At 68.4% G+C, this 24,841-nt stretch carries 20 protein-coding genes; 8 read left to right on the top strand and 12 right to left on the bottom strand.

Annotated features, from left to right (window positions below):
* The first annotated feature begins 114 nt into the window (after positions 1-114).
* Positions 115-2,175 (top strand): YgiQ family radical SAM protein, encoded by a 2,061-nt coding sequence (locus ACODS4_RS24045; protein WP_488868204.1) that lies wholly within the window; start codon positions 115-117, stop codon positions 2,173-2,175.
* A gap of 25 nt (positions 2,176-2,200) precedes the next feature.
* Here the strand turns inward: ACODS4_RS24045 and ACODS4_RS24040 are convergent, their stop codons facing one another.
* The 3 genes from ACODS4_RS24040 to ACODS4_RS24030 all read right to left on the bottom strand — a co-directional run bounded on the left by ACODS4_RS24040 (position 2,201) and on the right by ACODS4_RS24030 (position 7,548).
* A complete protein-coding gene (locus ACODS4_RS24040; protein ID WP_488868203.1) occupies positions 2,201-2,593 on the bottom strand; it encodes a phage tail protein in 393 nt (130 codons plus the stop codon).
* Between the two features lie 258 nt (positions 2,594-2,851).
* On the bottom strand, positions 2,852-3,733 hold the full coding sequence (locus ACODS4_RS24035) for an FkbM family methyltransferase (protein WP_488868202.1): 882 nt from the start codon (positions 3,731-3,733) through the stop codon (positions 2,852-2,854).
* Entirely contained in the window at positions 3,730-7,548 is a 3,819-nt protein-coding gene (locus tag ACODS4_RS24030) for an O-linked N-acetylglucosamine transferase family protein (RefSeq protein WP_488868201.1), read from the bottom strand. Before ACODS4_RS24030 ends, ACODS4_RS24035 begins: the two co-directional genes overlap by 4 nt.
* 361 nt (positions 7,549-7,909) lie before the next feature.
* On the opposite strand from ACODS4_RS24030, the gene ACODS4_RS24025 reads away from it, so the two are divergent.
* Positions 7,910-9,052, top strand: coding sequence for an MFS transporter (locus tag ACODS4_RS24025; protein WP_488868200.1), 1,143 nt, complete (start codon positions 7,910-7,912; stop codon positions 9,050-9,052).
* Between the two features lie 11 nt (positions 9,053-9,063).
* Here ACODS4_RS24025 and ACODS4_RS24020 read toward each other — a convergent pair whose 3' ends face one another.
* Positions 9,064-10,347: a family 4 glycosyl hydrolase gene (locus ACODS4_RS24020; protein WP_488868199.1), complete on the bottom strand. Its 1,284-nt coding sequence runs from the start codon at positions 10,345-10,347 to the stop codon at positions 9,064-9,066.
* A 225-nt stretch (positions 10,348-10,572) separates the two neighbouring features.
* Here ACODS4_RS24020 and ACODS4_RS24015 point away from each other — a divergent pair, with 225 nt between their 5' ends.
* Positions 10,573-11,913, top strand: a complete 1,341-nt coding sequence (locus tag ACODS4_RS24015; protein WP_488868198.1) for a GH1 family beta-glucosidase — start codon at positions 10,573-10,575, stop codon at positions 11,911-11,913.
* A 90-nt stretch (positions 11,914-12,003) separates the two neighbouring features.
* The gene (locus tag ACODS4_RS24010) at positions 12,004-13,848 is read left to right on the top strand and encodes an ABC transporter ATP-binding protein/permease (protein ID WP_488868197.1); all 1,845 of its coding nucleotides are present in this window, start codon (positions 12,004-12,006) and stop codon (positions 13,846-13,848) included.
* Between the two features lie 136 nt (positions 13,849-13,984).
* On the opposite strand, the gene ACODS4_RS24005 is transcribed toward ACODS4_RS24010, so the two are convergent.
* From ACODS4_RS24005 to gloB, 3 genes are read right to left on the bottom strand one after another with little or no spacing between them, the layout of a single operon-like run.
* On the bottom strand, positions 13,985-14,749 hold the full coding sequence (locus ACODS4_RS24005; RefSeq protein ID WP_488868196.1) for a C40 family peptidase: 765 nt from the start codon (positions 14,747-14,749) through the stop codon (positions 13,985-13,987).
* Between the two features lie 50 nt (positions 14,750-14,799).
* On the bottom strand, positions 14,800-15,408 hold the full coding sequence (locus ACODS4_RS24000; RefSeq protein WP_488868195.1) for a glutathione S-transferase C-terminal domain-containing protein: 609 nt from the start codon (positions 15,406-15,408) through the stop codon (positions 14,800-14,802).
* 31 nt (positions 15,409-15,439) lie between these two features.
* On the bottom strand, positions 15,440-16,213 hold the full coding sequence (gene gloB / locus ACODS4_RS23995; protein ID WP_488868194.1) for a hydroxyacylglutathione hydrolase: 774 nt from the start codon (positions 16,211-16,213) through the stop codon (positions 15,440-15,442).
* Positions 16,214-16,266: 53 nt separating this feature from the next.
* Between gloB and ACODS4_RS23990 the strand changes: the two genes are divergently transcribed.
* On the top strand, positions 16,267-17,052 hold the full coding sequence (locus tag ACODS4_RS23990) for a class I SAM-dependent methyltransferase (protein ID WP_488868193.1): 786 nt from the start codon (positions 16,267-16,269) through the stop codon (positions 17,050-17,052).
* On the opposite strand, the gene ACODS4_RS23985 is transcribed toward ACODS4_RS23990, so the two are convergent.
* Complete coding sequence (locus tag ACODS4_RS23985; RefSeq protein ID WP_488868192.1) at positions 17,037-18,251, bottom strand: methyl-accepting chemotaxis protein; 1,215 nt, start codon at positions 18,249-18,251, stop codon at positions 17,037-17,039. The genes ACODS4_RS23990 and ACODS4_RS23985 overlap by 16 nt on opposite strands.
* A gap of 135 nt (positions 18,252-18,386) precedes the next feature.
* On the opposite strand from ACODS4_RS23985, the gene ACODS4_RS23980 reads away from it, so the two are divergent.
* The 3 genes from ACODS4_RS23980 (at position 18,387) to ACODS4_RS23970 (ending at position 20,720) form a co-directional block, all read left to right on the top strand.
* Entirely contained in the window at positions 18,387-18,944 is a 558-nt protein-coding gene (locus ACODS4_RS23980) for an RBBP9/YdeN family alpha/beta hydrolase (protein ID WP_488868191.1), read from the top strand.
* 63 nt (positions 18,945-19,007) lie between these two features.
* Positions 19,008-19,946: a 4-(cytidine 5'-diphospho)-2-C-methyl-D-erythritol kinase gene (locus tag ACODS4_RS23975; RefSeq protein ID WP_488868190.1), complete on the top strand. Its 939-nt coding sequence runs from the start codon at positions 19,008-19,010 to the stop codon at positions 19,944-19,946.
* A 132-nt stretch (positions 19,947-20,078) separates the two neighbouring features.
* On the top strand, positions 20,079-20,720 hold the full coding sequence (locus ACODS4_RS23970) for a LysE family translocator (RefSeq protein WP_488868189.1): 642 nt from the start codon (positions 20,079-20,081) through the stop codon (positions 20,718-20,720).
* Positions 20,721-20,750: 30 nt separating this feature from the next.
* Here ACODS4_RS23970 and speB read toward each other — a convergent pair whose 3' ends face one another.
* From speB to ACODS4_RS23950, 4 genes are all read right to left on the bottom strand, one after another.
* Entirely contained in the window at positions 20,751-21,806 is a 1,056-nt protein-coding gene (speB, locus tag ACODS4_RS23965) for an agmatinase (protein ID WP_488868188.1), read from the bottom strand.
* A gap of 78 nt (positions 21,807-21,884) precedes the next feature.
* Positions 21,885-22,685 carry an ABC transporter permease gene (locus ACODS4_RS23960; RefSeq protein ID WP_488868187.1) on the bottom strand — a complete coding sequence of 267 codons (801 nt, stop codon included), beginning with the start codon at positions 22,683-22,685 and terminating at the stop codon, positions 21,885-21,887.
* Complete coding sequence (locus ACODS4_RS23955; RefSeq protein ID WP_488868186.1) at positions 22,682-23,536, bottom strand: ABC transporter permease; 855 nt, start codon at positions 23,534-23,536, stop codon at positions 22,682-22,684. Before ACODS4_RS23955 ends, ACODS4_RS23960 begins: the two co-directional genes overlap by 4 nt.
* Positions 23,533-24,570: an ABC transporter ATP-binding protein gene (locus tag ACODS4_RS23950; protein WP_488868185.1), complete on the bottom strand. Its 1,038-nt coding sequence runs from the start codon at positions 24,568-24,570 to the stop codon at positions 23,533-23,535. The genes ACODS4_RS23955 and ACODS4_RS23950 overlap by 4 nt, the downstream gene beginning before the upstream one ends.
* Positions 24,571-24,841 lie beyond the last annotated feature (271 nt).

Below are 24,841 nucleotides of genomic sequence, written 5' to 3'. Positions count from 1 at the left end.
AATCGCCGCGCTGCGATTTGCGCGGTGGGAATTTGGGGGCGAACGCGGTATGACTGGCCGCTTGTTCGGCCCCTTTTCTTTTGACCGCCCCTTTTTACCGCCCCGGAACCCGTCATGCTGACCGCCCCCCACCTGTTCGCCCACCGTCCCGACCGGAGCGTGCGCCCGAAGCCCGCGCCGTTCCTGCCGATGTCGCGGGCGGAGATGGACCGGCTGGGCTGGGACCAGTGCGACGTGATCGTCGTCACCGGCGACGCCTATGTCGATCACCCCAGCTTTGGCATGGCGATCATCGGGCGGTTGCTGGAATCCCAGGGCCTGCGCGTCGGCATCATCGCCCAACCGGATTGGAGCAGCGCCGAAGCCTTCAAGATTCTGGGCGCGCCGCGCCTGTTCTGGGGCGTGACCAGCGGCAACATGGATTCGATGGTGAATCACTACACCGCCGACCGCCGCCTGCGTCACAACGACAGCTACACCCCGAACGACGAGGGCGGCAAACGGCCCGACCGCGCCGTGACCGTCTACGCCCAACGCTGCCGCGAAGCCTTCAAGGGCATCCCCGTGGTGCTGGGCGGCATCGAGGCGTCCCTGCGCCGCATCGCCCAATACGATCATTGGAGCGAGAAGATCCGCCGCTCCGTCCTGATGGATTCCAAGGCCGACATGCTGGTCTACGGCAACGCCGAACGCGCCATCGTCGAGATTGCGCAACGGGCGTCAGCCGGGGAGTCCATCCGCGAGATGACCGACATTCGCGGCACCGCCATCATGCGCAGCGGCGTGCCGGAGGGTTGGACCGAGATCGACAGCAGTTCCATCGACGACCCGACCGTCGCCGTGTCGCCGCGCGCCGCCGGGGCCGACCGCATGGTGGTCCGCCTGCCGTCCTTCGAGCAGGTCAGCGCCGACAAGGTTTTGTACGCCCACGCCAGCCGGATTCTGCACCAGGAAAGCAACCCCGGCAACGCCCGCGCCCTGATCCAACGCCATGGCGAGCGCGAGGTCTGGCTGAACCCGCCGCCGATTCCGTTGGAAACCAACGAGATGGACGGCGTCTATGATTTCGCCTACGCCCGCGCCCCGCACCCGTCCTATGGCGACGCGCGCATCCCGGCGTGGGAGATGATCCGCTTTTCCGTCAACATCATGCGCGGCTGTTTTGGCGGCTGCTCCTTCTGCTCGATCACCGAGCATGAGGGCCGCATCATCCAAAGCCGCTCCGAAGGCTCCATCCTGCGCGAGATTGAGCAGATTCGCGACAAGACCAAGGGCTTCACCGGCACGATTTCCGACATGGGCGGGCCGACCGCCAACATGTATCGCCTGGCCTGCAAGGACAAGGAGACGGAATCGGTCTGCCGCCGCCCATCCTGCGTCTTCCCCGACATTTGCAAGAATCTGGACACCGATCACTCCTCGCTGGTCCAGTTGTACCGCAAGGCCCGCGCCGTGCCGGGGGTGAAGAAAATCCACATCGCGTCCGGCCTGCGTTACGACCTCGCCGTGCGGAACCCGGAATATGTGAAGGAACTCGTCACCCACCATGTCGGCGGTTATCTGAAGATCGCCCCGGAGCACACGGAGCCGGGACCGCTCGCCAAGATGATGAAGCCCGGCATGGGCGCCTATGACGAGTTCAAGCGGATGTTCGACAAGGCGGCGAAAGAGGCGGGGAAAAAGCTCTACCTCATCCCCTATTTCATCGCAGCCCACCCCGGCACCACGGACGAGGACATGATGAACCTCGCCCTATGGCTGAAGCGGAACGGCTTCAAGGCCGATCAGGTGCAAACCTTCCTGCCCTCGCCGATGTCGCTGGCGACCGCCATGTACCACAGCGAACGCAACCCCCTGCGCCCGGTGCGCCGCACCGGATCGGAAGAGGTGTTGTCCGCCAAGGGCCTGCGCCAACGCCGCCTGCACAAGGCCTTCCTGCGCTACCACGACCCGGAAAACTGGCCGATCCTGCGCGACGCCCTGAAGGCGATGGGCCGCAACGACCTGATCGGTCCGGGCGAGCATCAACTCATCCCGGCGTGGCAGCCGGTGGGGGCCACCGCCAAACCGCGCGAGACGGGGCCGAAGGGCGGCGCCAAGCCCAGCGGCAAGGGAACGACCTTCGTCACCCAGCAGAGCGGCAAGGGGCGGCGCGCGCCCGCGCCGCGCCGCTGACCCACGGCGGGAACGGCGAAACCCGTCAGGGCGCGGAAATCACCATGGTTTCGTAAGCGACCTCAACGCTTTCCACCGCCACCTCGTTGCCTTCGCTCTGCGCGTCGGCCACCGACAGGCTGGTCGGCGCGGCGTTGGTCAAGGTCCAGCGCAGCGTCGCCGCCCCGGTCGGATCAATCCGGTCCACCAGAAGGGTGGATGGGGCGGCGCTGTCGCTGTGAACGGATTTGATCCACGCCTTCAGGGCGTCGCTGTTGGCGAACACCCCCTGAAACAGCGTCACCATCCCCGCGCCCGCTGGGGGCGTGGCTGGCAGACCAGCGGCCAAACCGCTGGCGTCCTGAAACACCGGCCGCCCCGGAAACCCCGTCACCCGATAACCGCCGGTCGTCCCTGTCTGGTCTGTTTGGTTGGTCATGCCCGCTCCCTCCGCGTCGCGTGAGTTGCAACGGTAGCGCGCCGGGACGGGATCGGACAAGCGCAACCCAGCTTTCATCCAGGGCAATCGGGTGAAGGCTTGAAATTCCTTTATTGGGAGATTCGTCATCCCCGCGAAGGCGGGGATCCAGAGTTCGCAGACCGAATCTCATGGGAAAGCCTGGATCCCCGCCTGCGCGGGGATGACGGGAAAGCCTATTTTTGGGCCAATAATCCTTCACCCGATTGCCCTGAGCTTTCACCCCCCGGTGAAACGGGGCGTGCAGGCGCGCAAACAGGGGTGTTCGTCCACGCTCAGCACCGGCAGCAGACCGGCCAGCTTGGCGTTGGCCGCCTTGGGGATGCACAGCAAATTGACGCCCATGCCCTGGGCGTGGATTCGGGTTCCGTCGTCAACGAAGCCGGTGGCGTAGAGCGGTTCGGCGACGCCGAAGAAATTCGCCGGGTTGTGGAAGGACGGCAGGAACCAATAGCAGTCATACTCCAGCGACTGAAGCAGCGACAGCAGGTCGCGCGACTGGTCCAGCCGGTCGTTTTCGACGTAGAGCGCCGGGCGGAACTTGGCCAGCACGCCGCGCGATCCCTGCAACACGTCGGCCTCCATCCCCTCCACGTCGATTTTGACGAAGCGCAGTTTGGGGTGGTCGAACAGACCGTCCAGGCGGTTGATCGGGACCGGGCGGTTTCCCGGCAGCTCGGCCAGCGCCAGCGCGCCGTAATTGCCCTCCGCGCTCATCGCCACGTCGGCGATGCGCAGGGTTTCGTCGCGCGCGCCCAAGCCGCCTTGAACCGCGTCCACCCAGGTCAGGCTGTTGAGCGCCAGATTGCCGCAGAGCAGTTGAAAATTCAGCCGCACCGGCTCGAAGGCCAGCACCCGCCCGGTCGGCCCGACCAGACGCGCCAGCGCCACCGTGTGGGCGCCGATGTTGGCGCCGACATCGACCACCACATCGCCGGGCCGCACAAACTGGCGGAACAGCGCCACCTCCTGCTCGAAATACTCGCCGTAATAATCCAGCGAGCGCCCGACGATGGAATCATGCCGGTTGACCAGCATGTGTCCGTGCCGGGTGGCGAGCAGCCGGTTGTCGCCGCGTTCGCCCAACAGATCGGTGGTCATGGTCGCGGTTTCTCCCCTTGGGCCGGGTCGGCGTCGCCTTGCGCCCAGCGGTTCTGGAAAAAGCGGGCGATCTCCGCCGCCGCCGACGCGGCGTCGATGCCCGCGATGCAATGGGCCTCCGCCGCCCGGCAGCCGTCCAGGCAGGGGGCGGCGGCGCGCGGCGGTTGGATGACCAGGGCGGCGTCGCCCCAGGGACGGAAACGGTCGGGGGCGTGCGGGTTGAGCGGGTCGCCGCCCTGCGGGTGGCAGGACAGCGCGGCGACCGGGGTTCCCACCGCCGCCGCCATGTGGGCCGGGCCGGAATCCATCGCCACCACCGCGTCCACCTCAGCCAACAGGGCGGTCAGCGCGCGCAGGTCGGCGGCCCCGGTCAGATCCAGAACCGGGGGCGCCAGCGCCGCCGCCAAGGCGATCGCGCGCGCGGCGTCCTCCCGAACGCCCAGCAGGACTACCCCGTCGAAACCGGCCAGCGCCGCCAGCCGGTTCACCAGAGCGGCCAGGGACGGCAGCGGGTAATTGCGGCGGTCGCTGGCCGTGCTGGGCGCGACCGCCAACAAACGACGGGGCCGCGCCGACCAGGGGGCGCCGTCAAAACCGCCCGCCAACAATGCCCGCGCGGCGGCGCGTTCGGCGGCGCTGGGGTACAGCTCCACCCCGCCGCCGGGGTCGCTCCCGCCCAGCGCGGCCAGCAAGGCGAGGTTGCTCTCCACCTCATGCCGCGCCGGGCCTGCGGGCAAAACATGGGTGTAAGCGGCGTCAAAGCCCCGGTTGCCGGTTTCCTTCCACGGCGTCGCCCGTTCGGTGTGGGACAACCGGATCGGCGCCCGGCTGGCCGCCGCCAGGGTCGCCGCGCCGCCCTTGTCGAAATCGAAGCGCGCCGTCACGGCGATGTCGAACCCGGCGCGGAAGGCCTCGGCGAAACGTTGCAGGTCGGCGGGGCTGCGCCCCCGGAAATTCAACGCGCCGCCCGCCCCGCTGTTCAAGGGGCTGACCACCGCGTCCACATGCGGGCAGCCCTCGGTGAATGGAACCACGCTGTCGGACACCACCAGATGGATGCGCGCCTGCGGGGCGCTGGCCCGCAAGCCGCGCAAAAACGGCGTGGCGAGGACGAAATCGCCCAGTTCGTCCAGCTTGATGACCAAAATCCGCTCCGCCCGCCGCAAGGCGTCCGCCGGAACGCCCGGCAACAAAGCGGGCGGCGGCGGCGGTGGGAGTGGCGGCGGCGGCGCCTCGACCGGCTCGACCGGCTCGACCGCCACCGGCGCAAGCTCCAGCGCGACCGGCGGCAGGCCAGCGCTCCAGCGACGCCACGCCGCGCGGTACGCCGCCTCCACCGCGCGGGCGTAGCCGCCTTCGTCCATCAGGGCCGACCGCGCCATCCGCCCGCGCAGATCGGCGCGCTGTTCGTCGAGAAAGGCGCGATCCGTGGCCAGCCGGACGCCCAGCGCCAGATAGTCGTCGTCGCTCTCCGTCACCAGCGCGCTCAACCCGACCGCGCCCAGCAGCGACGCCCCCCACCGCGAGATGGTCGCCCGCCCGGCCTGATTCAGCACCGGAACCCCCATCCACAGCGCGTCGCAAATGGTGGTGCCGCCGTTGGCGAAAACCGGATCCAGCGCGCAGTCGATGCGGGTGTAATCCTCATAGGGGTCCGGCGTGATTCCGCGCAGGACCAGCCGCTCCGCCCCCACGCCATGGGCGGCGAAGGCGGCGAGCAGCCGTTGGTCGAGCGCGCCGCCGCCGCCCAACCCCCGCCATTTCAGCAGCAGCCGGGCCTGCGGAAGCGCGATCAACAGCCGCGCCCACAGCGCGATGGTGGAGCCGTTCACCTTGGTGACGTTGTTGAAGGAGCCAAAGGTGAAGACCCCCGTTCGCTCCACCGGCGGGCGGTCGGGCGGAACGAAGGCGGAGTCCGCCGGGCGGTAGCACAGCACGCAGCCCGGCAGCCGGATCAACCGTTCGGAATGCAGTCCGTCGGCCCAATCCGGGGCGATGGGCGGGTCGGCCAACTGGTAATCCATCGCCGACAACCCCGTGCTGTTGGGGTAGAGCGGCAGGCTGATCTGCACCGGGGCCGGGCGGCGCAGGAACAGCGGCATGCGGTTGCGCGACATGTGGCCGTCGCAATCGACCAGAATGTCAATGCCGTCGGCGCGGATTTGGGCGGCCAACTCCGGATCCGACAGCCCGGCGCAGTCCCGCCAGCGATCCGCCGCCGCCTGGAAACGCGCGGTCGCCGCGTCGCTGGGCGTGTCGTTGTAATAACACGTCACCTCGACCGCCGCGCGGTCGTGCCGGTCGATCAACGGCAGCAGGAAATGATAGCCGGGACCGGGATAGCGCTGGAAATCCGGCGACAGATAGCCGACGCGCAAACGGCGATCCGGGTTGCGGTCAACCGCCGTGAAATCCGAGGCGGGCGGCGGGGTGGGCGCGACGAAACGCTCGAACGCGCGATGTTCGGCGAACACGGCGTCAAGGTCGGCGTCCTCGGCGAAACACAGGCAGAACAACAGGTTGGAGCGGATGGCGGCGTCGCCCGGAACCCGGTCCAGCGCGGCGCGGAAGGCGGCGACCGCCTCCCCATGGCGGCCCAGCGCCATCAGGGCGACGCCCAGGTTGGAACGGACCAGCGCCTCGTCGCCGCCCGCGCCCAGCGCCAGAACCCGCGCGAACAGCGGAATCGCCGCCTCGAACGCGTTGGCCTCCAAAGCGTGCGTGCCGATGTTGATCCAGCCGGTGACGCTGTCGGGGTCGAGCGTCACCGCCCGCCGGTGCCAGCCCCCGGCGTCGGTCTGCCGCTTGACCTGATGCAGAACCGCCCCGGCGTTGGCGGCGAAGGCGGGGGAGGCGGGATCGAGCCGCACCGCCCGCAACGCCGAATCCACCGCCGCGTCGCCCTGCCCCAGCGCCGCCAGCGCCAAGCCCAACCCCGACAGGCCGACCGCCGAGTCCGGCGTCAAGGCCAGCGCCCGGCGAAACCAGCCGACCGCCGCCGCCGGACGGTCGCGCCCGTGCAAGAGCGCTCCCAAGGCCAGCGCCGCCCCGGAGTCCAAACGCGCCCACGCCGCCCGCGCCAACCAGACCGCGCCCGCTTCCCAATCGCCCACCCCATCGATGGTCGGGTTCGACAGGCCGCCGCCCAGAATCGCCAGCGCGTCGGGCTGGTCGGGGACCAGCGCCAGCAAGCGGCGGCTGGCCGACGTCGCGCCCAAAACATCGCCGCTGGCGTGGCGCAGGCCGGTGATCTGCTCCTGCGCCGGAACCAGCAGCGGGGCCGCCGCCAGAACATCGCAAAAGGCCGCCAACGCCTCGGCGGTTCGCCCGGCGTCGCGCAGGGCCGCGCCCCGGTTGTAGGCCGCCGCCGTCAAATTTGGGTCCAGCGCGGCGGCGCGCCCGTACCAGCGCGCGGCCGTCATCGGTTGACCGCCGTCATAGAGCGCGTCGGCCAGAGCCGAAACGCCCTCGGCGTCGTCCGGGGTCAGCGCCAGCAGCCCGCCAAAGGCCCGCGCCGCCGCCTCCGTCCGTCCGGCGGCCTGAAGCAACCGCCCGAGATTGAGGCGAAACGCCGCCTGCCGCCCGTCGCCGCGCACCGCCTGTTGAATCAACGCGATTCCCGCCGCCAGATCGCCGACCTGCCCCTTGACCAAGCCAAGCAGATGCAGCGCGTCCACCTGACCGGGCTGACGCCGCAACACCTGCTCATAGAGCGCCCCGGCCTCGGCCCACTGGCCGTTCTGATGCAGGGCGACGGCGCGGGCCAGCAGCGCCTGGGCGTTGCCCGCAGGCTTCAGGCGGTTGGTCGGCTTCATGCGCGCACCGATTCCTCATGACGTCGCGCGGATAATGCTGGGGAGGGTCTGGCGATTGCAAGCCATTCGGCGGCTGCGCGCTGAGAGGGGGCGTTCAAGCGTGGGAGCGCTTTGCCCCCTCCCTACCCCTCCCCCGCTTCGCGGGAGAGGGAACTCCGCCGCACGTCGACAAGGGTCCAGGCTCCCTCTCCCGCAACGCGGGGGAGGGTTGGGGAGGGGGAAAACGGAGCGACGCTCATCCGCCGACAGGCGGCGCCCGCCTTGCGCATGACTGCCCCGCGCCACGCCGGGCGCCACCGGGTGGGAATTGCTGGTTACACTTCAGGCCCTGAACCTTTCCCGCCCGAGCCACTCCCCTCCCATGCGCTTGATCCTTTTGCTTGGCCTCGCCGGGTTCGCCAGCGCCTTTTCGTTGCGCACCACCGATCCGATGCTGACCATCATCGCCGCCGATCTCGACGTGTCGGTGCGGCAGGCCGCCTTGTTGGCCTCGGCCTACACGCTGCCCTACGCGCTGATGCAGATCGTCCTGGGGCCGGTCGGCGACGCCATCGGCAAATCGCGGCTGGTCCGGTTGGCGCTGGTCATCCTGTCCATCGGGTTGGCCCTGTCGGCCATCGCCCCCAGCTATGGGACGGTGATGGCCGGACGGATTCTGGCGGGCGCCTTCGCGGGCGGCATCATTCCGGCCTCGATGGCCTTGATCGGCGACCGGGTGGCGTATGAAGACCGGCAAGTCGCCATCAGCCGCTTTTTGCTGGCGGTGATTTTGGGCCAGATGTCGGGGTCGGTGGTGTCCGGCGCCTTGGCGGAATGGGCCGGGTGGCGGGTGGTGTTCGGGCTGTCCGCTGGTCTGACCGCGCTGGTCTGCACCGCCGCCGTCATCGGCCTGCGCAACGAGGTTGAAAAACGATCCCCCCTGTCGGTCGCCGACGCGCGGCAGCGTTACGCCACGGTGCTGACCAACCCGGCCTCCCTGTTCGTCTTCGCCACCGTCGCGGCGGAAGGGCTGCTGATTTTCGGGATCTTCCCCTTCGTCGCGCCGATCCTGATGGCCCACGGCGCGTCCGGCGCGTTCGAGGCCGGAATGACCATCGCCGCCTTCGCCATCGGCGGGGTGGTCTACAGCGCCGTGGTCCGCCGCCTGATTCATGGCCTTGGCCAATGGGGCATGATGAAGGGCGGCGGACTGTGCTGCGGGGTCGCCTATCTGGTCGCGTCCTTCCCGGTGCCCTGGCCGGTGGTCAGCGGCGCGTTTTTGCTGGCGGGCTTCGGCTTTTACATGCTGCACAACACCATGCAGACCCAGGCGACGGAGTTGGCCCCAACCGCGCGCGGTTCGGCGTTGGCGCTGTTCGCCTCCTCCTTCTTTCTGGGTCAGGGCGTCGGGCCGGTGCTGTACGGCGCCTTGGCCGACCACACCGGCTTTCCGCCGCTGCTGCTGGGCGTCGCGGCGCTGACCGCCGCCTTGGGCTTCGTCTCGGTCCGTTTGATCCGACGCTGACGGGATCGCCTTTACAGGCAGGACCGGATGTAGGGTTTGTTGGCCTCCCACAGCTCATCCAGGATGGCGACGGCGGCGGTGCTCGACGTGATGACCGGGTCGATCAGCAAGGCTTGCAGGGCCAGTTCCTTCGACCCATGCAGCGCCGCTTCGACCGACAATTGTTGCACCCCGGCCTGAACCGACAGCAGCTTGACGATGGGATCGGGCAGGCGGCCCAGCGACACCGGATGCACCCCCGCCGCGTCGGCGATCAAGGGCACCTCGACCGCCAACTCGTCGGGCAGACCGGGAACGACGCCGCGATTGACGACGATGCCGGATTCGATGAAGCGCTTTTGGTTGTGCAGCATCCCGGCGATCACCGCGACGGCGCGCTCGCCCCAACTGGGCTTGGTCCAATCGTCGGGAATCGCCTTGCTGCCGTCGATCACCCCGTCCATCAGATCCTTCAGGATGACGCGGCCCCGCTCGTCATTCTCGAAATCAAAGCCATGCTCGCCGCCCTCCCAGCCATAGGGCAGATACTCGCCCATATGGTCGTCGCTGCACGTCACCCACAGGCCGAAGGCGTGGAACATCCGCCGGGTCAGCGGGGTGAAGGCCGGATCGTGGGTCTTCTCCCGCTCGCGCAACAGCGGGTAGAGGTCACGCCCGGTGGAGCGTTCGCGAATCGCCGTCAGCCATTGGAAATGGTTGAGGCCCGCCCCCCAGACGTCCACCTCCTTTTCCGCCATGCCCAAAATCTGGCAGACGAACCAGCGGGCCAGAAAGATCCCATGGCACAGACCCAGCGTGCGCACCGACGTGCAGCGCGACAGGCCCAGCACGATGCGGCTTTCCGGGTTGGACAGATTGATGAACAGGGCGTCGGGGCAGATCGCCTCGACGTCGCGGACGATGTCGACGATCAACGGCAGGGTGCGCAAAGTGAAAAACAGCCCGCCCGGCCCGCCATTCTCGCCCAGCGTGTGGCGGATCCCATGCTTTTTCGGCACCGCGAAATCCAGCTTCCACAGCCGGTTGCGGTCAATCGCGATGGCGCACAGCACGAATCCCGCGCCGACCAGCGCCGCCTTGCGGTCGGTGGTCTTCTCGATGGTGATGCGGGCGTCGCCCTGCCGGTTCAGCACCTCGGCCAACGCCGCCATGCGGTCGAGCGCGTCGGGGTTGGTGTCCACCAACGTCAGCGTGCTGCCCGCCAACTCGCTGGTGGAAAACAGGTCCTGAAACAGGCTGAGACCAAAGGCGGCGCTGCCCGCGCCGATGAAAACGATCTTGGTGGTGTTGGCCATGGGGTTTCCTTCCACGTCGGGACCGCCTGCGCATGGACGGTCCTTATGATTTTCCACAAAGCCTACGCCCTTTGGACAGGCCTGCCCAGAGACGACCAACCCCAACCAGGCGCGACCATTCGTCCCGCGCCATCACGCCGCGCCGCGCGCGCCGCCCATGGCGTTGTCGTCCCGGTTCAGGCATGCTGGTCGCAAAGACAAAGCCGTCCGTGGGAGGACAACGCCATGACGTCATTCACCTTTCCGCCCGGATTCCGTTGGGGCGCCTCAACCTCGTCCTACCAAATCGAAGGGGCGCTGGACGTGGACGGGCGCGGGTCTTGCGTGTGGGACCGCTTCGCCGCCCAAGGGCGCATCCAGGACGGCACCAACGCCGCCGTCGCCTGCGACCATTACCACCGCTTTCCCGAGGACATCGCCCTGCTGAAGGCGGCGGGCTTCGACAGCTACCGCTTTTCCATCGCCTGGCCCCGCGTGCTGCCGACGGGAACCGGGGCGGTGGAGACTCGCGGGCTGGATTTTTACGACCGGCTGGTCGATGGGCTGCTGGAGGCCGGGATCACCCCGATGGCCTGCCTCTATCACTGGGACCTGCCGCAGCCGTTGGAGGACGCCGACGGGCCGCAGGGCGGCGGCTGGCAGGGGCGCGACATCATCGGGCCGTTCGCCGACTACGCCCGAATCGTCGCCGCCCGCTTGGCCGACCGGGTCAAGGAATGGATGATGCTGAACGAGCCGAACGTCGTCGCCATCTTCGGCTATGGCGTGGGCGAGCACGCGCCGGGCCACAAGCTGGGCGAACAGGGCATCCTGCGGGCGCTGCATCACCAAAATCTGGCCCAGGGCGCCGCCCTGCGCGCCATCGCGGCGGAGCATTCCGGCCTGACGCTCGGCACCGTCTTGAACCTGCAACCCAGCGTTCCCGACAGCGCCAAGCCGGAGGACGTCGCCGCCGCCGCCCGCTGGGACGCGGTGTGGAACCGGGTGACGCTGGACGGCGTGCTGCGCGGCGAAATCCCGGCGCTGCTGGCCGACAAGATGGACAGCTTCGTCCAGCCCGGCGACCTGGAGGCCATTCGTTACCCCATCGACCTGCTGGGCATCAACTACTACTCCCGCATGACGATGAAGCATGAGGAGGGCCACCCCTTCGACGTTTGGTGGGGCGAGGCGCAATGCCGCCGTTGGACCGGCATGGCGTGGCCGGTCCAGCCCGAGGGGCTGTATGATTTGCTCAGCGAATTGCGGACCGATTACGGCAACCCCGCCGTCTTCATCGCTGAAAACGGCTGCGCCTATGACGACGTGGTGGCTGAAGACGGCCAAATCCACGACGCCGAGCGGGTGCTGTATTTCCGCGAGCATCTGGAATCGGTCGCCCAGGCGCTGGCCGAGGGCTGCGACGTCAAAGGCTATCTGTGCTGGAGCCTGCTCGACAATTTTGAATGGGCCTATGGCTTGGCCAAGCGGTTCGGCGTGGTCCGCGTCGATTACGACACGCAAATCCGCACCCCCAAGGACAGCTATCATTTTCTCAGCGCGGTTGCAAAAAGCGGGAGCCTGTGACGTTTTGCCTGTCGCCACCCTGTACTTTCGACCAGCGTCGTCCTATTCGTTCGTTATACGGAGGATCGCACACACAGCCCGGACCCCGCCATGGACAGCATGACCACCCCGCCCGGCGCCCCGACCAGCGACAGCGACGCCGGGCGGAGCGCCCGCAGCTTCACCCGCCGCTTCGTTGATTTCGCCGGGGGGTATTGGACCGGCGAACAGCGCGTGAAGGTGTGGCTGCTGACCGTGGCGCTGATCGTGCTGACCGTCGGCCAGGTCGTCGTCCCGGTGCTCATCAACATCTGGAGCGAGCAGCTCTTCGACGCGCTGGAACAGCGGTCGATGGAGCGTTTTTACACGATGATCGGCGCGGTGGTCGTCATCATCGGCTACAACATCGTCAACGCCGTGCTGCATCTGCTGGTGAAACGGCGGCTGCAATTGGGCTGGCGGCAATGGCTGACCAGCAAGCTGTTGGAGGATTGGCTGCGCCGGGGGCGGCATCACCAGATCGCCTTTCTGCCCGGCGACCACGACAACCCCGACGGGCGCATCGCCGAAGACGTGCGGATCACGGCGGAAATGGCCATCGACCTCGGCCATTCCCTGACCTATTGCGCGATGCTGCTCATCAGCTTCACCAACATCCTGTGGATGCTGTCGGGTCGCGTCAGCGTCACGCTGTTCGACGCCGAACTGACGATTCCCGGCCATCTGCTGTTCATCGCCCTGCTTTACGCCGCCATGGGCACCAGCATCGCGCTGCTGGTCGGGCAACCGCTGGTCCGCGCCGTCAACCAGCGCCAGCATTTCGAGGCGGATTTCCGCTTCGGTCTGGCGCGGGTGCGCGAAAACGGACAGGCCATCGCCCTGCTGCACGGCGAAACCGCCGAACGGAAAAGCCTGACCGGCCTGTTCACGGAAGTGGCGGCGGGCTGGCACGGGCAGACCCGCGCGTTGGGCAACATGATGCTGTTCAGCGCCACCTATTCGGTGCTGTCGGCGGCCTTCCCCATTCTGGTCGCCGCCCCGCGCTACATCGCCGGAACCATTTCGCTGGGGGTGCTGATGCAGACCTCCCAGGCGTTCCAGCAAACCGTCGGCGCGCTGTCCTGGCCCATCGACAATCTGGCCCGCGCCGCCGAATGGCGCGCCTCGGTCGAGCGCGTGCTGAACCTGCACGAAGCGTTGGAGCGGCTGGACCGGGACGTCTGCGGCGTCGCGGAAAACCACATCACGGTGGACCGTTCCGAACAGCATCACAATCTGGTCTGCGACGGGGTCAGCATCCATGACCCCGACGGCAAACCGCTGGTCAACCGCTTCGATTTGCAAATCCACCAGGGCGACCGCGTGCTGATCGTCGGCGATCCGGCGGCGACGGTGCGCCTGTTCCGCGCGGTGGCCGGGGCCTGGCCCTGGGGCAGCGGCCACATCATGTTGCCAAGCCACACCCGCGTCTTCTTCATCCCCGAACGGCCCTATCTGCCGCACGATCAACTTCGCGCCGTGTTGGCCTATCCGGGAACCGCCAACCTCGCCGACGACGATGTCGCGCGCGAGGCTCTGCGCGACGTCGGCCTGCCCCATCTGGTCGACCAACTCGACCACACAGAGGAATGGGACGAAATCCTGTCGGTGCCGGAACGCCAGCGCATGAGCTTCGCCCGCCTGCTGATCCGCCGCCCCGATTGGATTTTCCTGGAAGACGCCACCGACTCGCTGGACATCGACAGCGAGGAAGAGTTGCTCGCCATGCTCAGCCGAAAATTCCCCCACGCCACCGTGCTGACCATCAGCAACCACAGCGGGTTGGCCGCCCACCACACCCGCAAACTGATCCTGGAGCGGAAGAACGGCGCCGTCACCCTGCGCGAAATGCACCAGGACTCCGTCATCAACGACAGCGACACCACCCGGCGCGGTCGCCGGGTCAGCCGGGGGTGAGGGTAAGGTCGCGTTTGCCCCCTCCCTACCCCCCCCGCTTACGCGGGAGAGGGAACTCCGCTTACGCCGACAAGGATCAAGACTCCCTCTCCCGCAACGCGGGGGAGGGCTGGGGAGGGGGCAAACCGCGCTCCGCTCACCCCGGACGCCGGACCCCGTTGATGGTTTCGGCGCGGGCGACCACGTCGGCCAGCGGCTCCACCACCACCGACATGGTGAAGACGGTGGCGTGCAGCAGATGCGCCTCGTCCAGCATCAACCCGACATGGCCGGGGAAAAACACGATGTCGCCATAGGCGAAGGCGACGTCGCGGCCATCGTCGGAGATCCAGGCCCCCAGCCGGTCGTCCTTGCGCTGAAGCCCGCTGCTGTGATGCGACACCACCCCCGCCGCCGCCATGGCGGTCAACACCAGACCGGAGCAGTCGATGCCGAAGGCGCTGCGCCCGCCCCAGACATAGGGGGTTTCCAAAAAGCGCAAGGCGGTGGCGGCATGGTCGCGGGCGGGCGGCGCGTCCGCCGGTTCCAGCCATTTGCCGAACAGCCACAACCCATCGCCCACCCCGACCCAGCCATTCTCCGCCCGCCCGTCCAGCCGAACCAGCGAGCCGAAGCTCAACGCGCCGACCGGCGGGGCCTTGTGGGTGGGGGCCGGGTGAAGATCGGCCCGCAAGGCGCGAACCCGATGGGTGGGCAAAACCGGATCGCCCTGCGGCGTGCCGGGCGGCAGCCAGCCGACATGCCCGTCAAAGCCGTTTTCCACCTGAAGCCAGCCGTCGCGCTCCTCCAGGACATGAAAGACCTCGCCGCGAATCATCTCGCTGGTCTGCGGCACGCCCGTGCGCGGCTCCTCCAGCAGAACGGCGTGCGGGGCGATGAGTTGACGAATCACGGGCGGCATGGCGGGTACGTCCAAGAAGGAAATGAAAGCGTGGCGCTGACGAAACAGAGTCAGCCGACGGGCGGCGCGGTGCGGCGGAAGCTGTCGCGGTCGGCCATCCGCGCGAACCACGCGGTCAAAGCCGGGCGACCCTCGCGCCACGGTTCATGGGCGAAGCGGAAATCCAGATAGCCCAGCGTCGCCAGGACGGCCAGCGCGCCGATGGTCACGCCGTCGCCCAAGCTCGCCGCCTCGGCCTCCAACAGATCCAGGGCGCGCGTCACGGCGACGCGCTGGCGCTCCATCCACGCGGCGGACTTCTCGCCCTCGGGCCGGGCGTTTTCCAAACGGCGCAGGATGGCCGCGTCGCACATCCCGTCGGCGATCGCCTGAAGCCGCAGGGCCGCCCAACGCTCCGGCCCAGCCGCCGGGAACACCCGTTGGCCGACGCTGAGCGAATCCAAATATTCGGCGATCACCGGGCTGTCGAACAGGGTGGTTCCATCCTCCAACGTCAAAGCGGGAACCTTGCCCAGCGGGTTGCCCTGGGGAAGATCGGTGTCCGCCGACCAGGGATCGGTCGGCTGGCGGGTGATCGAGTCCGCCACACCGCATTCAATGGCCACCATCATCACCTTGCGCACATAAGGGGAGGTGGCGCTCCAACGCACATTCATCATCGACCCGGCGTCCTTCCGGCAAACAGGGGGGTTAGAAATGGTCTTTGCGTCCACGCAACTCGGCGAAGACCCGTTCCGCCGATTCTCCGGCCAAACCGACGGCCGCCGCAACCCCGGAATCGTCGGCGCGCAGAAACGGGTTGGTTTGCTTCTCCAACCCGACGCTGGTCGGAATGGTCGGCTCGCCGCGCGCCCGCTGGGCGGCGACGGCGGCGGCGCGGTCGCTCAGGGCGCGATTGTCCGGGTCCACCGTCACGGCGAAACGGGCGTTCGACAGGGTGTATTCATGGGCGCAATAGACCTGAGTCGCGTCGGGCAGCGCCCGCAACCGCCGCAACGACGCCCACATCTGCCCCGGCGTCCCTTCAAACAATCGCCCGCAGCCCAGCGCGAACAGGCTGTCGCCGCAAAACAGCGCCTCGGCCCCGGCGAACCAATAGGCGATGTGGCCCAACGTGTGGCCCGGCACGGCGATCACCTCGGCGGACAGGGCGCCGAACTCCACGCGGTCGCCGTCCGCCAGCGTTTGATCGAGCGGCGGCAGCCGATGGGCGTCATGCCCGGCCCCGACCACCCTGAGTCCGCCCCCGGCGCCATAGCGCGCGACCAGCGCCGCCACCCCGCCGATGTGGTCGTTGTGATGGTGGGTCAGGAAAATGACGCTTGGCGTCCAGCCGCGCCGCTCCAACTCCGCGATCACCGGCGCGGCGTCGCCGGGATCGACCACCCCGACCTTGCCGGTGGCGGGATCGCGCAGCACATAGAGGTAATTGTCGGCGAAGGCCGGAACGAGAACGACGTCCACGACTGCGAACTCCCTGCTGTTGCGTTGCGAAACCGTGCTACGCTTGGAACACCATGTACACCGATATCGTCGATCTGCGGGAGTTCTACGAGTCCGCGCTGGGCCAGATGGCCCGCCGGATGATCCGTCGCCGCATCCGCTGCATCTGGCCCGACCTGCGCGGCCAGATCGTGCTGGGGATCGGCTACGCCACGCCGTATCTCCGCCCCTTCATCGGCGAGGCCGACCGGGTCGTCTCGGTGATGCCCGCCACCCAGGGCGTCACCTTCTGGCCGCCGGAAGGGCCGGGCATGGTCGCCTTGGGCGACGAGGCGGATTTGCCCTTTGGCGACAACACCATCGACCGGGTTTTGCTGGTCCATGGGCTGGAAGGCACCGAACAGCTTCGCCCGATGATGCGGGAAATCTGGCGGGTTCTGGCCGGGGGCGGGCGGGTGTTGACCGTCGTGCCGAACCGGCGCGGCCTGTGGGCGCGGGCCGATTGGACGCCGTTCGGCCATGGCTTCCCCTATTCAGCCTCGCAGCTCAAGCAGGTGTTGCGCGACACCATGTTCGTTCCCGAACGCACCGGCCACGCCCTGTTCATGCCGCCGCTGCGCTCCCGCTTTCTGCTGAAGACCGCGCCCGCCTGGGAAGAGGTCGGCGGGCGCTGGTGCAAGGCCTTCGCCGGGGTGACGATGATCGAGGCGTCCAAGCAGATCTTCGCCGGGGTGTCGTCGCGCCGGGTGGCGCAGCAGCCGACGAAACGACGCCTGATCGTGCCGATGCCCGGCGGGGCGGCCCCCGCCGCCCGCCAAGCGACCGATGACGACGCGACGCCGTCTTACCCGCGCACCTGACGCAGCACGTCGCCGACCCGACCGCCCAGGCCGTTGGCCCGCGACGTGATGTTCTGGCTGAGGCCGCCCAGATCCTCCAGCGTCTTGTTGACCGTGCCCAAGGTCTGCTCCGCCCCGACGATCCGCTGTTCGGCGGCCATCGCGTCCTGACGCGAACGGTCGAGCGTGCGCGACACCTCGGCGGTCAGCATCGCCTGCTCGTCGATGGCGGCGGCCACCGTGCCGTTGATGGTCTGGATCGAACCAATGGTCGAATGGATGCGGCCCAACGCCTCGTCCACCGCCGCCGTTTCCTTTTGCAGGTTCGACACCTGATCGGCGATCTGCTTGGTGGCGTCGGCGGTCTGGCGGGACAGCGCCTTCACCTCGTTGGCGACCACGGCGAAGCCGCGCCCGGCCTCGCCCGCGCGGGCGGCTTCGATGGTGGCGTTCAGCGCCAGCAGGTTGGTTTGGCTGGCGATGGCGTTGATGAGCTTCACCACGCTGGCGATCTGCTCGGCGGCGGCGCGCAGCGAGGTCATCACCGTGGTGGCGCGGTCGCTGTCCACGGCGGCGGCCTGGCTGATCTCGCGCGCCTTGCTGGTGTCGCCGGAAATCTGCATGGAGGTGGAGGACAGACGGTCGAGCACCCCGGCGATGGCGCTGACCGACCCGTCAACCGCGCGGGCGGCGTTGGCGGCGTCGGCGGTCTGGCGCAGGCAGTCACCGCCCGCCTTGCGGACGGCGCCGACGGCGGCGTCCAGCTTGCGCCCGGCCTCGGCCATTTCGCTGGCCAGACTGCCGACCTCGCGCTCCAGACGGTCGCTCATCTCGCGCAAAATCTTGGAGCGCTGCGCCTCGGCCCCATCGGCGCGCAGCATCGACAACACCCAATGACGGGCGACTCGGGCGTAGCGGCGGGCCTGATCGGCGGGTCCGGCGACGCCCAGCGAGCCGATGCGCTCCCCCTCCATGTCGATGGCGATGTTGTAGCCTTCGCGCATGTTGCCGCCTGATTTGGCGGCCTCGTCCTTGCTGACGGCGCGCTCGTCGATGCGGCGGGCCATGATCTCGGCGGCGATGGCGTGGGTGGAGCCGACCCGTTCGCGGGCGGTGGAGGCGATGATGGCCCCACCCTTGCCCATGAAGGAAACAACGACGTCAAGCTCGCGGCCGACGTGATCGCAAATGTCCTGAGCGATGGTGGCGCTGATCTCCAAGACTCTTATCCCCCCCTGAATGATCCGCTTGGCGATTGATGGGCCGAGCGATCCGAACGCCCCCGCAATCTTGCGGTTGCCCCACGGTCTTAGGGCGATACTATACGCCATCCGTGACGTTTCTGAGTTGAAAGAATGACGCAGCCGACCGTTTTGATTCTTCCTGGCCTCGGAAATTCTGGAACCGGGCATTGGCAAAGCTGGCTGCAAAACCGGATTCCCGGCGCCCGCCGGGTGGACCAGGACGAGTGGGACAACCCGGTCCCGGCGGACTGGGTGGCGCGGCTTGAATCGGTCGTCGCGGCGACGCCGGGACGGGTGGTTCTGGTCGCCCACAGTTCGGCCTGCGTGATGGTCGCCCATTGGGCGGCGGTCGGCCAGCGCAGCGGCACGGTGGACAAAATCGTGGGCGCGCTGCTGGTCGGCCCGTCCGACGTCGAATCGCCCGAACGCACGCCGCCCGCCGTCCATGGCTTCGCCCCCGTGCCGACCGATCCGTTGCCCTTCACCACCATGGTGGTCGGCAGCGACGACGATCCCTATTGCGCCACCGAACGGGCCTGCGCCTTCGCCGTGCTGTGGGGTGCGGACTTCATCAACGCGGGTCCCGTCGGCCACATCAACGTCGCCTCGGGCTTCGGCCCCTGGCCGCTGGGCGAAACCCTGGTCAAGGAGTTGATGGCGCTGGCCTGAAGGCTTGCCGCCGCCGCGCGTCGGTGCGACACAGGGGCGAATCCTCCCGTCCGGCTTGAAGACATGACCGACACCGCCCCCCCCGCCCCCCCCCGCCCTGCCCCCGCCCGTCCCGCCCCCATCGTCGAAGCCGCCCCGGCCAAGCTGAACCTGTATCTGCACGTCATCGGCAAACGGCCCGACGGCTTCCACATGTTGGACAGCCTCGCCGCCTTCACCGAGTTGGGCGACGCGCTGACGCTGGAGCCGCAGGCGGGGGAACCCACCCTGACGATCACCGGCCCCTTCGCGGCGTCTTTGGCCGGGGAGGATCCCGCCGACAATCTGGTGACGCGCGCCGCGCGGCGGCTGGCCGACGCGCTGGGACGGCGGGCGGAGGGGCGGATCGCGCTGACCAAAAATCTGCCGGTGGCGTCGGGCATCGGCGGCGGGTCCGCCGACGCGGCGGCCTGTCTGCGGGCGCTGGCCCGGCTGTGGGGGCTGCCCGCCGACGCCCCGGCGTTGTTCGAGGTCGCCGCCGGACTGGGATCGGACATTCCGGTCTGCGTCGTTGGCCGCAGCCGCTATTTCGGCGGGGTCGGCGATCAACTGGCCGCCGCGCCGCGCCTGCCGGAAACCCATGTCGTTCTGGTCAACCCGAACGTGCCCGTGCCGACCCCGGCGGTGTTCAAGGCGCGCGGCGCGGCCCCCTTCTCCCAACCCGCCCGCTTTTCGCAATCGCCACGCGACGCCGCCGCCTTGGCCGACCTGCTGCGCGCACGCGGCAATGATTTGACCGCCCCCGCCCTGACCGTCGCCCCGGTGATCGCCGACGTTCTGAGCGCGCTGGAGCGCAGCGACGGCTGCCTGCTGGCCCGCCTGTCGGGCAGCGGCGCCACCTGCTTCGCCCTCTACGCCACGGCGACGCAGGCCGAAAGCGCCGCCGCCCGCATCCGAACGGCGGAGCCGGGTTGGTGGGCGCAGGCGACCCGCCTGCGGTCGGACGACTCCGCAGCGGGCTGACGCGCCGCGACCGGCATGGCTGCGCTTCGTTTGACGCTGGTTGTCGGCGGCGATTGTTCGTGGTCCCCTGATCCGGCGCGCGCGAGTACGCTTGCGCCCCTGTGACCGCCCGCCCCCTTCGGAGCCGCCGCCATGACTTGGCAGACCCTCGCCTTCTTCTTCGCCACCGCCTTTTTCATTTCGGCGACCCCCGGCCCCAACATGCTGCTGGCGATGAGCCTTGGCCTGCGCTTTGGCGCGCGCCGCGCCGCCTGGGGCGGGTTCGGCATGTGCGTCGCCCTGGCGGTGATGGCCACCCTGTCGGCTTTTGGCTTGGGCGCCCTGCTCTCCACCTCCGTCGTCGCTTTCGAGGCGGTGCGCTGGGCGGGCGTGGCCTATCTGACGTGGCTGGGGATCGCCGCGTGGCGCGCGCCGGTGCCTGAAGCCGGGCCGCGCGACGGCGACGCCGCCGCGTCGGGCGTCGGCGAGGGATCCGCCGCCCGGCTGTTCCTGCGCGGCCTGCTGGTCGCCTTCAGCAACCCCAAGGCGCTGGTCTTCATGGCGGCGCTGTTCCCACAATTCATCGACGCAGCCGCCCCGCTGGCCCCGCAATTGGTGGCGTTGATCGCCGTCATGATGGTCAGCGAGTTCGGTTGGATCATGGCCTACGCCATCGGCGGCGACCGGCTGGCCGCGCGCCTGACCAACGTCACGGCGGCGCGCGCGCTCAACCGCCTGACCGGCGGGCTGATGATCGGGGCCGGCGGGCTGCTGGCGCTCGCCCGCCGGGTGTGATCGTGGTGTGACGGTTGGACCGCGCCGCGATCAGGCGGCGCGCCGCCGCTTCAGGGCGTCCACCGACAGGCACAGGATCTCGAACAGCATTTGCGCGCCCGCCTGTGCGGTGTTGCTGGTCGCGTCATATTGCGGGGCGACCTCCATCACGTCGCCGCCGATCACGTCCAGGCCAATCAGGCCGCGCAGCAGCTCCAGCGCCTCACGCGTCGTCAACCCGCCGATTTCCGGCGTGCCGGTGCCGGGCGCGAAGGCCGGATCCAGCCCGTCCACGTCGAAGCTGACATAGACCGGGCCGTCGCCGACCACGCGGCGCGCCGTTTCGATAGCGGCCTCGATGCCCTTTTTCTGGACGTCCTCGGCGTGGATCACCGTCATGCCGCTGTCGTAGGAGAATTCCCACAGATATTCGGCGTTGCCGCGAATGCCGATCTGCACCGTGCGTTCGGGGTCGAGCACGCCGTCCAGCACCGCCTGGCGGAACGGGCCGCCATGGTGGAACTTCGCCCCTTCGTAAAGCCCGCCGGTGTCGCAATGGGCGTCGATGTGGACCAACCCGACCGGCTGGTCGCGCCCGATGGCGCGCAGGATCGACGCGGTGATCGAATGATCGCCGCCGACGGTCAGCGGGATGACGCCTGCGTCCTTGATCCGGCTGTAAAAGGAAAACAGGTCGGCGTGGCACTGGTCCAGGCTGAAACGGCTGGTGAACGGCACGTCGCCGATGTCGGCCAGCTTGCAATCCGCCGCCGGAACCATGCGCAGGGCGTGTTCGTAGGGGCCGATCCGCTCCACCGCGCGGACGGCGCGCGGGCCAAGCCGGGCGCCCGCCCGGTTGGTGACTCCCAAATCCATCGGCGCGCCGATCAACGCGATGTCGAGACCGCCGAAATCGACGAAGTCCGCCGCGTCGGGGCGATAGGGCGCGTCCAGCAGGGTCGGCGCGCCCGCGTAGGGCAGCGACCGCTTGTCGCCATCGGTGAATTGAAGCGCGGCGACGCGGGCGAATTCAGGATCGAAAATGTCCCCGCCCGAGGCGTTGGCGTAACGGTCGCGCAGGCGTTGCAGTTTGGCGGCGTCGATCATGGAATGAGAACCTTTCGGATCAGCGGCGGCGTGAGTTCGCGGATCGCTGCTCAGCGATCCTGGTTCAAAAATCGCGTCTCAGCGATCGTCAGCGGACCACGCGCCCAGCAGTTTGGGAAGATCGCCAAAGCGGGCGATCAGGCCGAAGACCAGCGCGGCGACGGCGACGAACAGCACGGCGATGGCCGCCATGGTCGGGGTGTAGCCGTAGCGCAGCGCGTTGAAGATCTTGACCGGCAGCGTTTCCATCGTGAAGCCGACGGTCATGTAGGTGATGATGTATTCGTTGAGCGACAGCACGAAGGCGAAGGCGAAGCCGGAGATCACGTAGGGCCGGATCAGCGGCATGACCACGGTGCGCAGCACCGTCCGGTCGTCCGCCCCCATGGTCGCCGCCGCTTCGACCAACGTCGGGTCGATGGCGGAAAAGCCCAGCGTCACCGTCACCAGCGGCAGGGTGACGAAGAAAATGCCGTGGCTGACCACCACCGTCCACGCCTCGCCATAAAAGCCGGTCGAGGTCCAGAAGCCCAGAAAGCCAAGCGCGGTGATGACCGGCGGCAGGACGAACGGCATCAGCCCCAGCGCGTGGATAACCTTCGCCCACGGCGCGTGGAAGCGCCACAGGAACCAGGCCAGCGGAAAGGCGACCAGAACCGCCAGCGCCGCCGACAGGCTGGCGACCAGCAGGCTGGCCTCCAGCGCGTCGCGCCAGCCGTGATCGGTGAAGATCTCGGCGTACCAGCCCAGCGAGAAGCCTTGCGGCGGGAAGGTCAGCGCCTTTTTGCCATTGACCGAGACGCCGGCCACCACCACCAGCGGCAGCGCCAGAAACAGGGCGACGGCGGACAGGAACAAACGGTTGAGAAAGACGCTCATGCCGCGTTCTCCTTCTTGCCGACCAGCAGCGACAGACCGACCAACCCCAGGCTGACCAGCACCAGGAACACCGCCATCGCGGCGGCGAAGGGCATGTTGGCCTGGAACAGCGCCTGATCGGTGATGAGCACCGACAGCGTCCAATGCTGCGGACGGCCCAGCAATTGCGGCAGCAGATAGCAGCCCAGCGCGAAGACGAAGACCATGATGAGGGTGGCGACGATGGTGTTGCGCAGGGCCGGAACCACCACGGTGAAAAAGCTGTTGAGCGGCGAGGCCCCCAGCGTGCGCGCCGCCTCCGTCAAGGTCGGGTCGAGCCGGGAGAGCGCCGGGTACAGCACCAGAACCGTGTAGGGAAAGGCCTGATACACGATGCCGGTCAACACCGCCCCCAGGCTGGGCGACAGCGAGGTTGGGGCGTCCAGCAGCCCGACCATCACCAGCAGATTGCCGATCCCGGCGTTGGCCGACAGCAGCGTCGACCAAGCGAAGCCGATGATGACCTCCGACAGCGACAGCACCGACAGCAGAAAGACCAGCCACAGCACTTGGGTCCGCCGCCGCAGCCGGGTCAACAGATAGGTGAAGGGAAAGGCCAGCGCCACCGACAAGACGGCGACGCCCGCCGCCAGCATCATGGAAAAGCTCAGCACCCGCCCGAAAAAGACCGACAGAAAGCGCGCGTAGTTCGACCAGACGAAGGCCGGTTCGTAAAAGCCGCCCTCGATCCGTTGGAAGAAGGACACGGCGATCATCAGCCCGAACGGCACGGCGAAGAACAGCAGCAGCATCACGGCGGGAAAGGCGATGGGGCCGTAATCGGCGGCCCGCCGGGGCGGTCGCCGCATCATGATTCCAGCACCACGCAGGAGGCGGGCGGCAACTCCACCCCGACCCGTTGGCCCGGTTCGACGTCCGGGCGGTCCTGCGGGGTGGCGACGGCGATCATCTCGCGCCCGGCCACGTCGATCCGCAACTCGACGTGCGAGCCGAGATCTCGAACGAAAGAGACGGCGCCGGGCCGCCGGTTCGGCCCGGCGGCGTCGCGGTGGACGCGCAGCTCCTCGGGCCGGATGGAGATCGTCGCCTCGCCGCTCGGCGGCAGACCGGGCAGCGTCAGCGCCCCACCCTCCACCGCCAGCGCTCCGCCGGAGACATGGCCGCGCAGCAGGTTGGTCATGCCGATGAAATCGGCGACGAAGCTGTCGGCGGGGCGGCGGTAGACCTCGATGGGCGAGGCCGCCTGACGAACGCGGCCCTGCGACATCACCACGACCAGATCGGCCATGGTCATCGCCTCGCGCTGGTCGTGGGTGACGACGATGGTGGTGATGCCCAGCCGCTCTTGCAGCAGCTTCAATTCGATCTGCATCGCCTCGCGCAGCTTGGCGTCCAGCGCCGAGAGCGGCTCGTCGAGCAGGAACAGCTTGGGCGACAGGGCCAGCGCGCGGGCGATGGCGATGCGCTGGCGCTGGCCGCCCGACAATTGCGACACGGCGCGGTCGGCGACGCCGGGCAACCGGACCAGCGCCAGCAGCCGTTCAACCTCGCGCCCCTGGTCGGCCTTCGGCACGCCCCGGATGCGCAGGGGATAGGCGATGTTCTCGCCCACCGTCAGATGGGGAAACAGCGCCAGCGATTGGAACACCATGCCGAAATTGCGCTGGTGCGCCGGTTTGTGGGTGATGTCGGTTCCGTCGAGACGGATGCGCCCCTCGGTCGGGCTGTCCAGCCCGGCGACCATGCGCAACAGCGTGGTCTTGCCGCAACCGGACGGGCCGAGCAGGCAGACGAACTGACCATGCGGGATGGTCAAATCGGTGCGCTGCAAGGCGGTGAAGGAACCGTAACGCTTGACGAGACCGTCGAGGGCGAGACCGGACATGAGGCATTCCCGAAATGGCGTGGTGACGTCGGACGATCCCCTCTCCCCCCGGGGAGAGGGTTAGGGTGAGGGGGCGGCGCGCCACGCGCGTTCCGGGAAGACGGGCGCGCCTCATGGAACGCTCCTCGCCATCCCGCCGCTCAATGGCGCCGAATCCCCCTCACCCCGACCCTCTCCCCGGGGGGGCTACGGCATTCACACATCTTTTTCTTTCTGCAACCAATTGAAATGAAAAGGATTTTCCGTCATCCCCGCGCAGGCGGGGATCCAG

The organism is Azospirillum sp. FG154 (assembly GCF_057809575.1).
This window is presented reverse-complemented; position numbering and strand designations above follow the sequence as displayed.

Coding starts and splice junctions, on each gene's coding strand:
- ACODS4_RS24030 (WP_488868201.1), bottom strand. CDS start 7,548: ATGAAGCCGACCAACCGCCTGAAGCCTGCGGGCAACGCCCAGGCGCTG.
- ACODS4_RS23950 (WP_488868185.1), bottom strand. CDS start 24,570: ATGTCCGGTCTCGCCCTCGACGGTCTCGTCAAGCGTTACGGTTCCTTC.
- ACODS4_RS24010 (WP_488868197.1), top strand. CDS start 12,004: ATGGACAGCATGACCACCCCGCCCGGCGCCCCGACCAGCGACAGCGAC.
- ACODS4_RS24040 (WP_488868203.1), bottom strand. CDS start 2,593: ATGACCAACCAAACAGACCAGACAGGGACGACCGGCGGTTATCGGGTG.
- ACODS4_RS23980 (WP_488868191.1), top strand. CDS start 18,387: ATGACGCAGCCGACCGTTTTGATTCTTCCTGGCCTCGGAAATTCTGGA.
- ACODS4_RS24025 (WP_488868200.1), top strand. CDS start 7,910: ATGCGCTTGATCCTTTTGCTTGGCCTCGCCGGGTTCGCCAGCGCCTTT.
- ACODS4_RS24045 (WP_488868204.1), top strand. CDS start 115: ATGCTGACCGCCCCCCACCTGTTCGCCCACCGTCCCGACCGGAGCGTG.
- ACODS4_RS24015 (WP_488868198.1), top strand. CDS start 10,573: ATGACGTCATTCACCTTTCCGCCCGGATTCCGTTGGGGCGCCTCAACC.
- ACODS4_RS23960 (WP_488868187.1), bottom strand. CDS start 22,685: ATGAGCGTCTTTCTCAACCGTTTGTTCCTGTCCGCCGTCGCCCTGTTT.
- ACODS4_RS23970 (WP_488868189.1), top strand. CDS start 20,079: ATGACTTGGCAGACCCTCGCCTTCTTCTTCGCCACCGCCTTTTTCATT.
- ACODS4_RS23955 (WP_488868186.1), bottom strand. CDS start 23,536: ATGATGCGGCGACCGCCCCGGCGGGCCGCCGATTACGGCCCCATCGCC.
- speB (WP_488868188.1), bottom strand. CDS start 21,806: ATGATCGACGCCGCCAAACTGCAACGCCTGCGCGACCGTTACGCCAAC.
- ACODS4_RS24005 (WP_488868196.1), bottom strand. CDS start 14,749: ATGCCGCCCGTGATTCGTCAACTCATCGCCCCGCACGCCGTTCTGCTG.
- ACODS4_RS23975 (WP_488868190.1), top strand. CDS start 19,008: ATGACCGACACCGCCCCCCCCGCCCCCCCCCGCCCTGCCCCCGCCCGT.
- ACODS4_RS24000 (WP_488868195.1), bottom strand. CDS start 15,408: ATGATGAATGTGCGTTGGAGCGCCACCTCCCCTTATGTGCGCAAGGTG.
- ACODS4_RS24020 (WP_488868199.1), bottom strand. CDS start 10,347: ATGGCCAACACCACCAAGATCGTTTTCATCGGCGCGGGCAGCGCCGCC.
- ACODS4_RS23990 (WP_488868193.1), top strand. CDS start 16,267: ATGTACACCGATATCGTCGATCTGCGGGAGTTCTACGAGTCCGCGCTG.
- ACODS4_RS24035 (WP_488868202.1), bottom strand. CDS start 3,733: ATGACCACCGATCTGTTGGGCGAACGCGGCGACAACCGGCTGCTCGCC.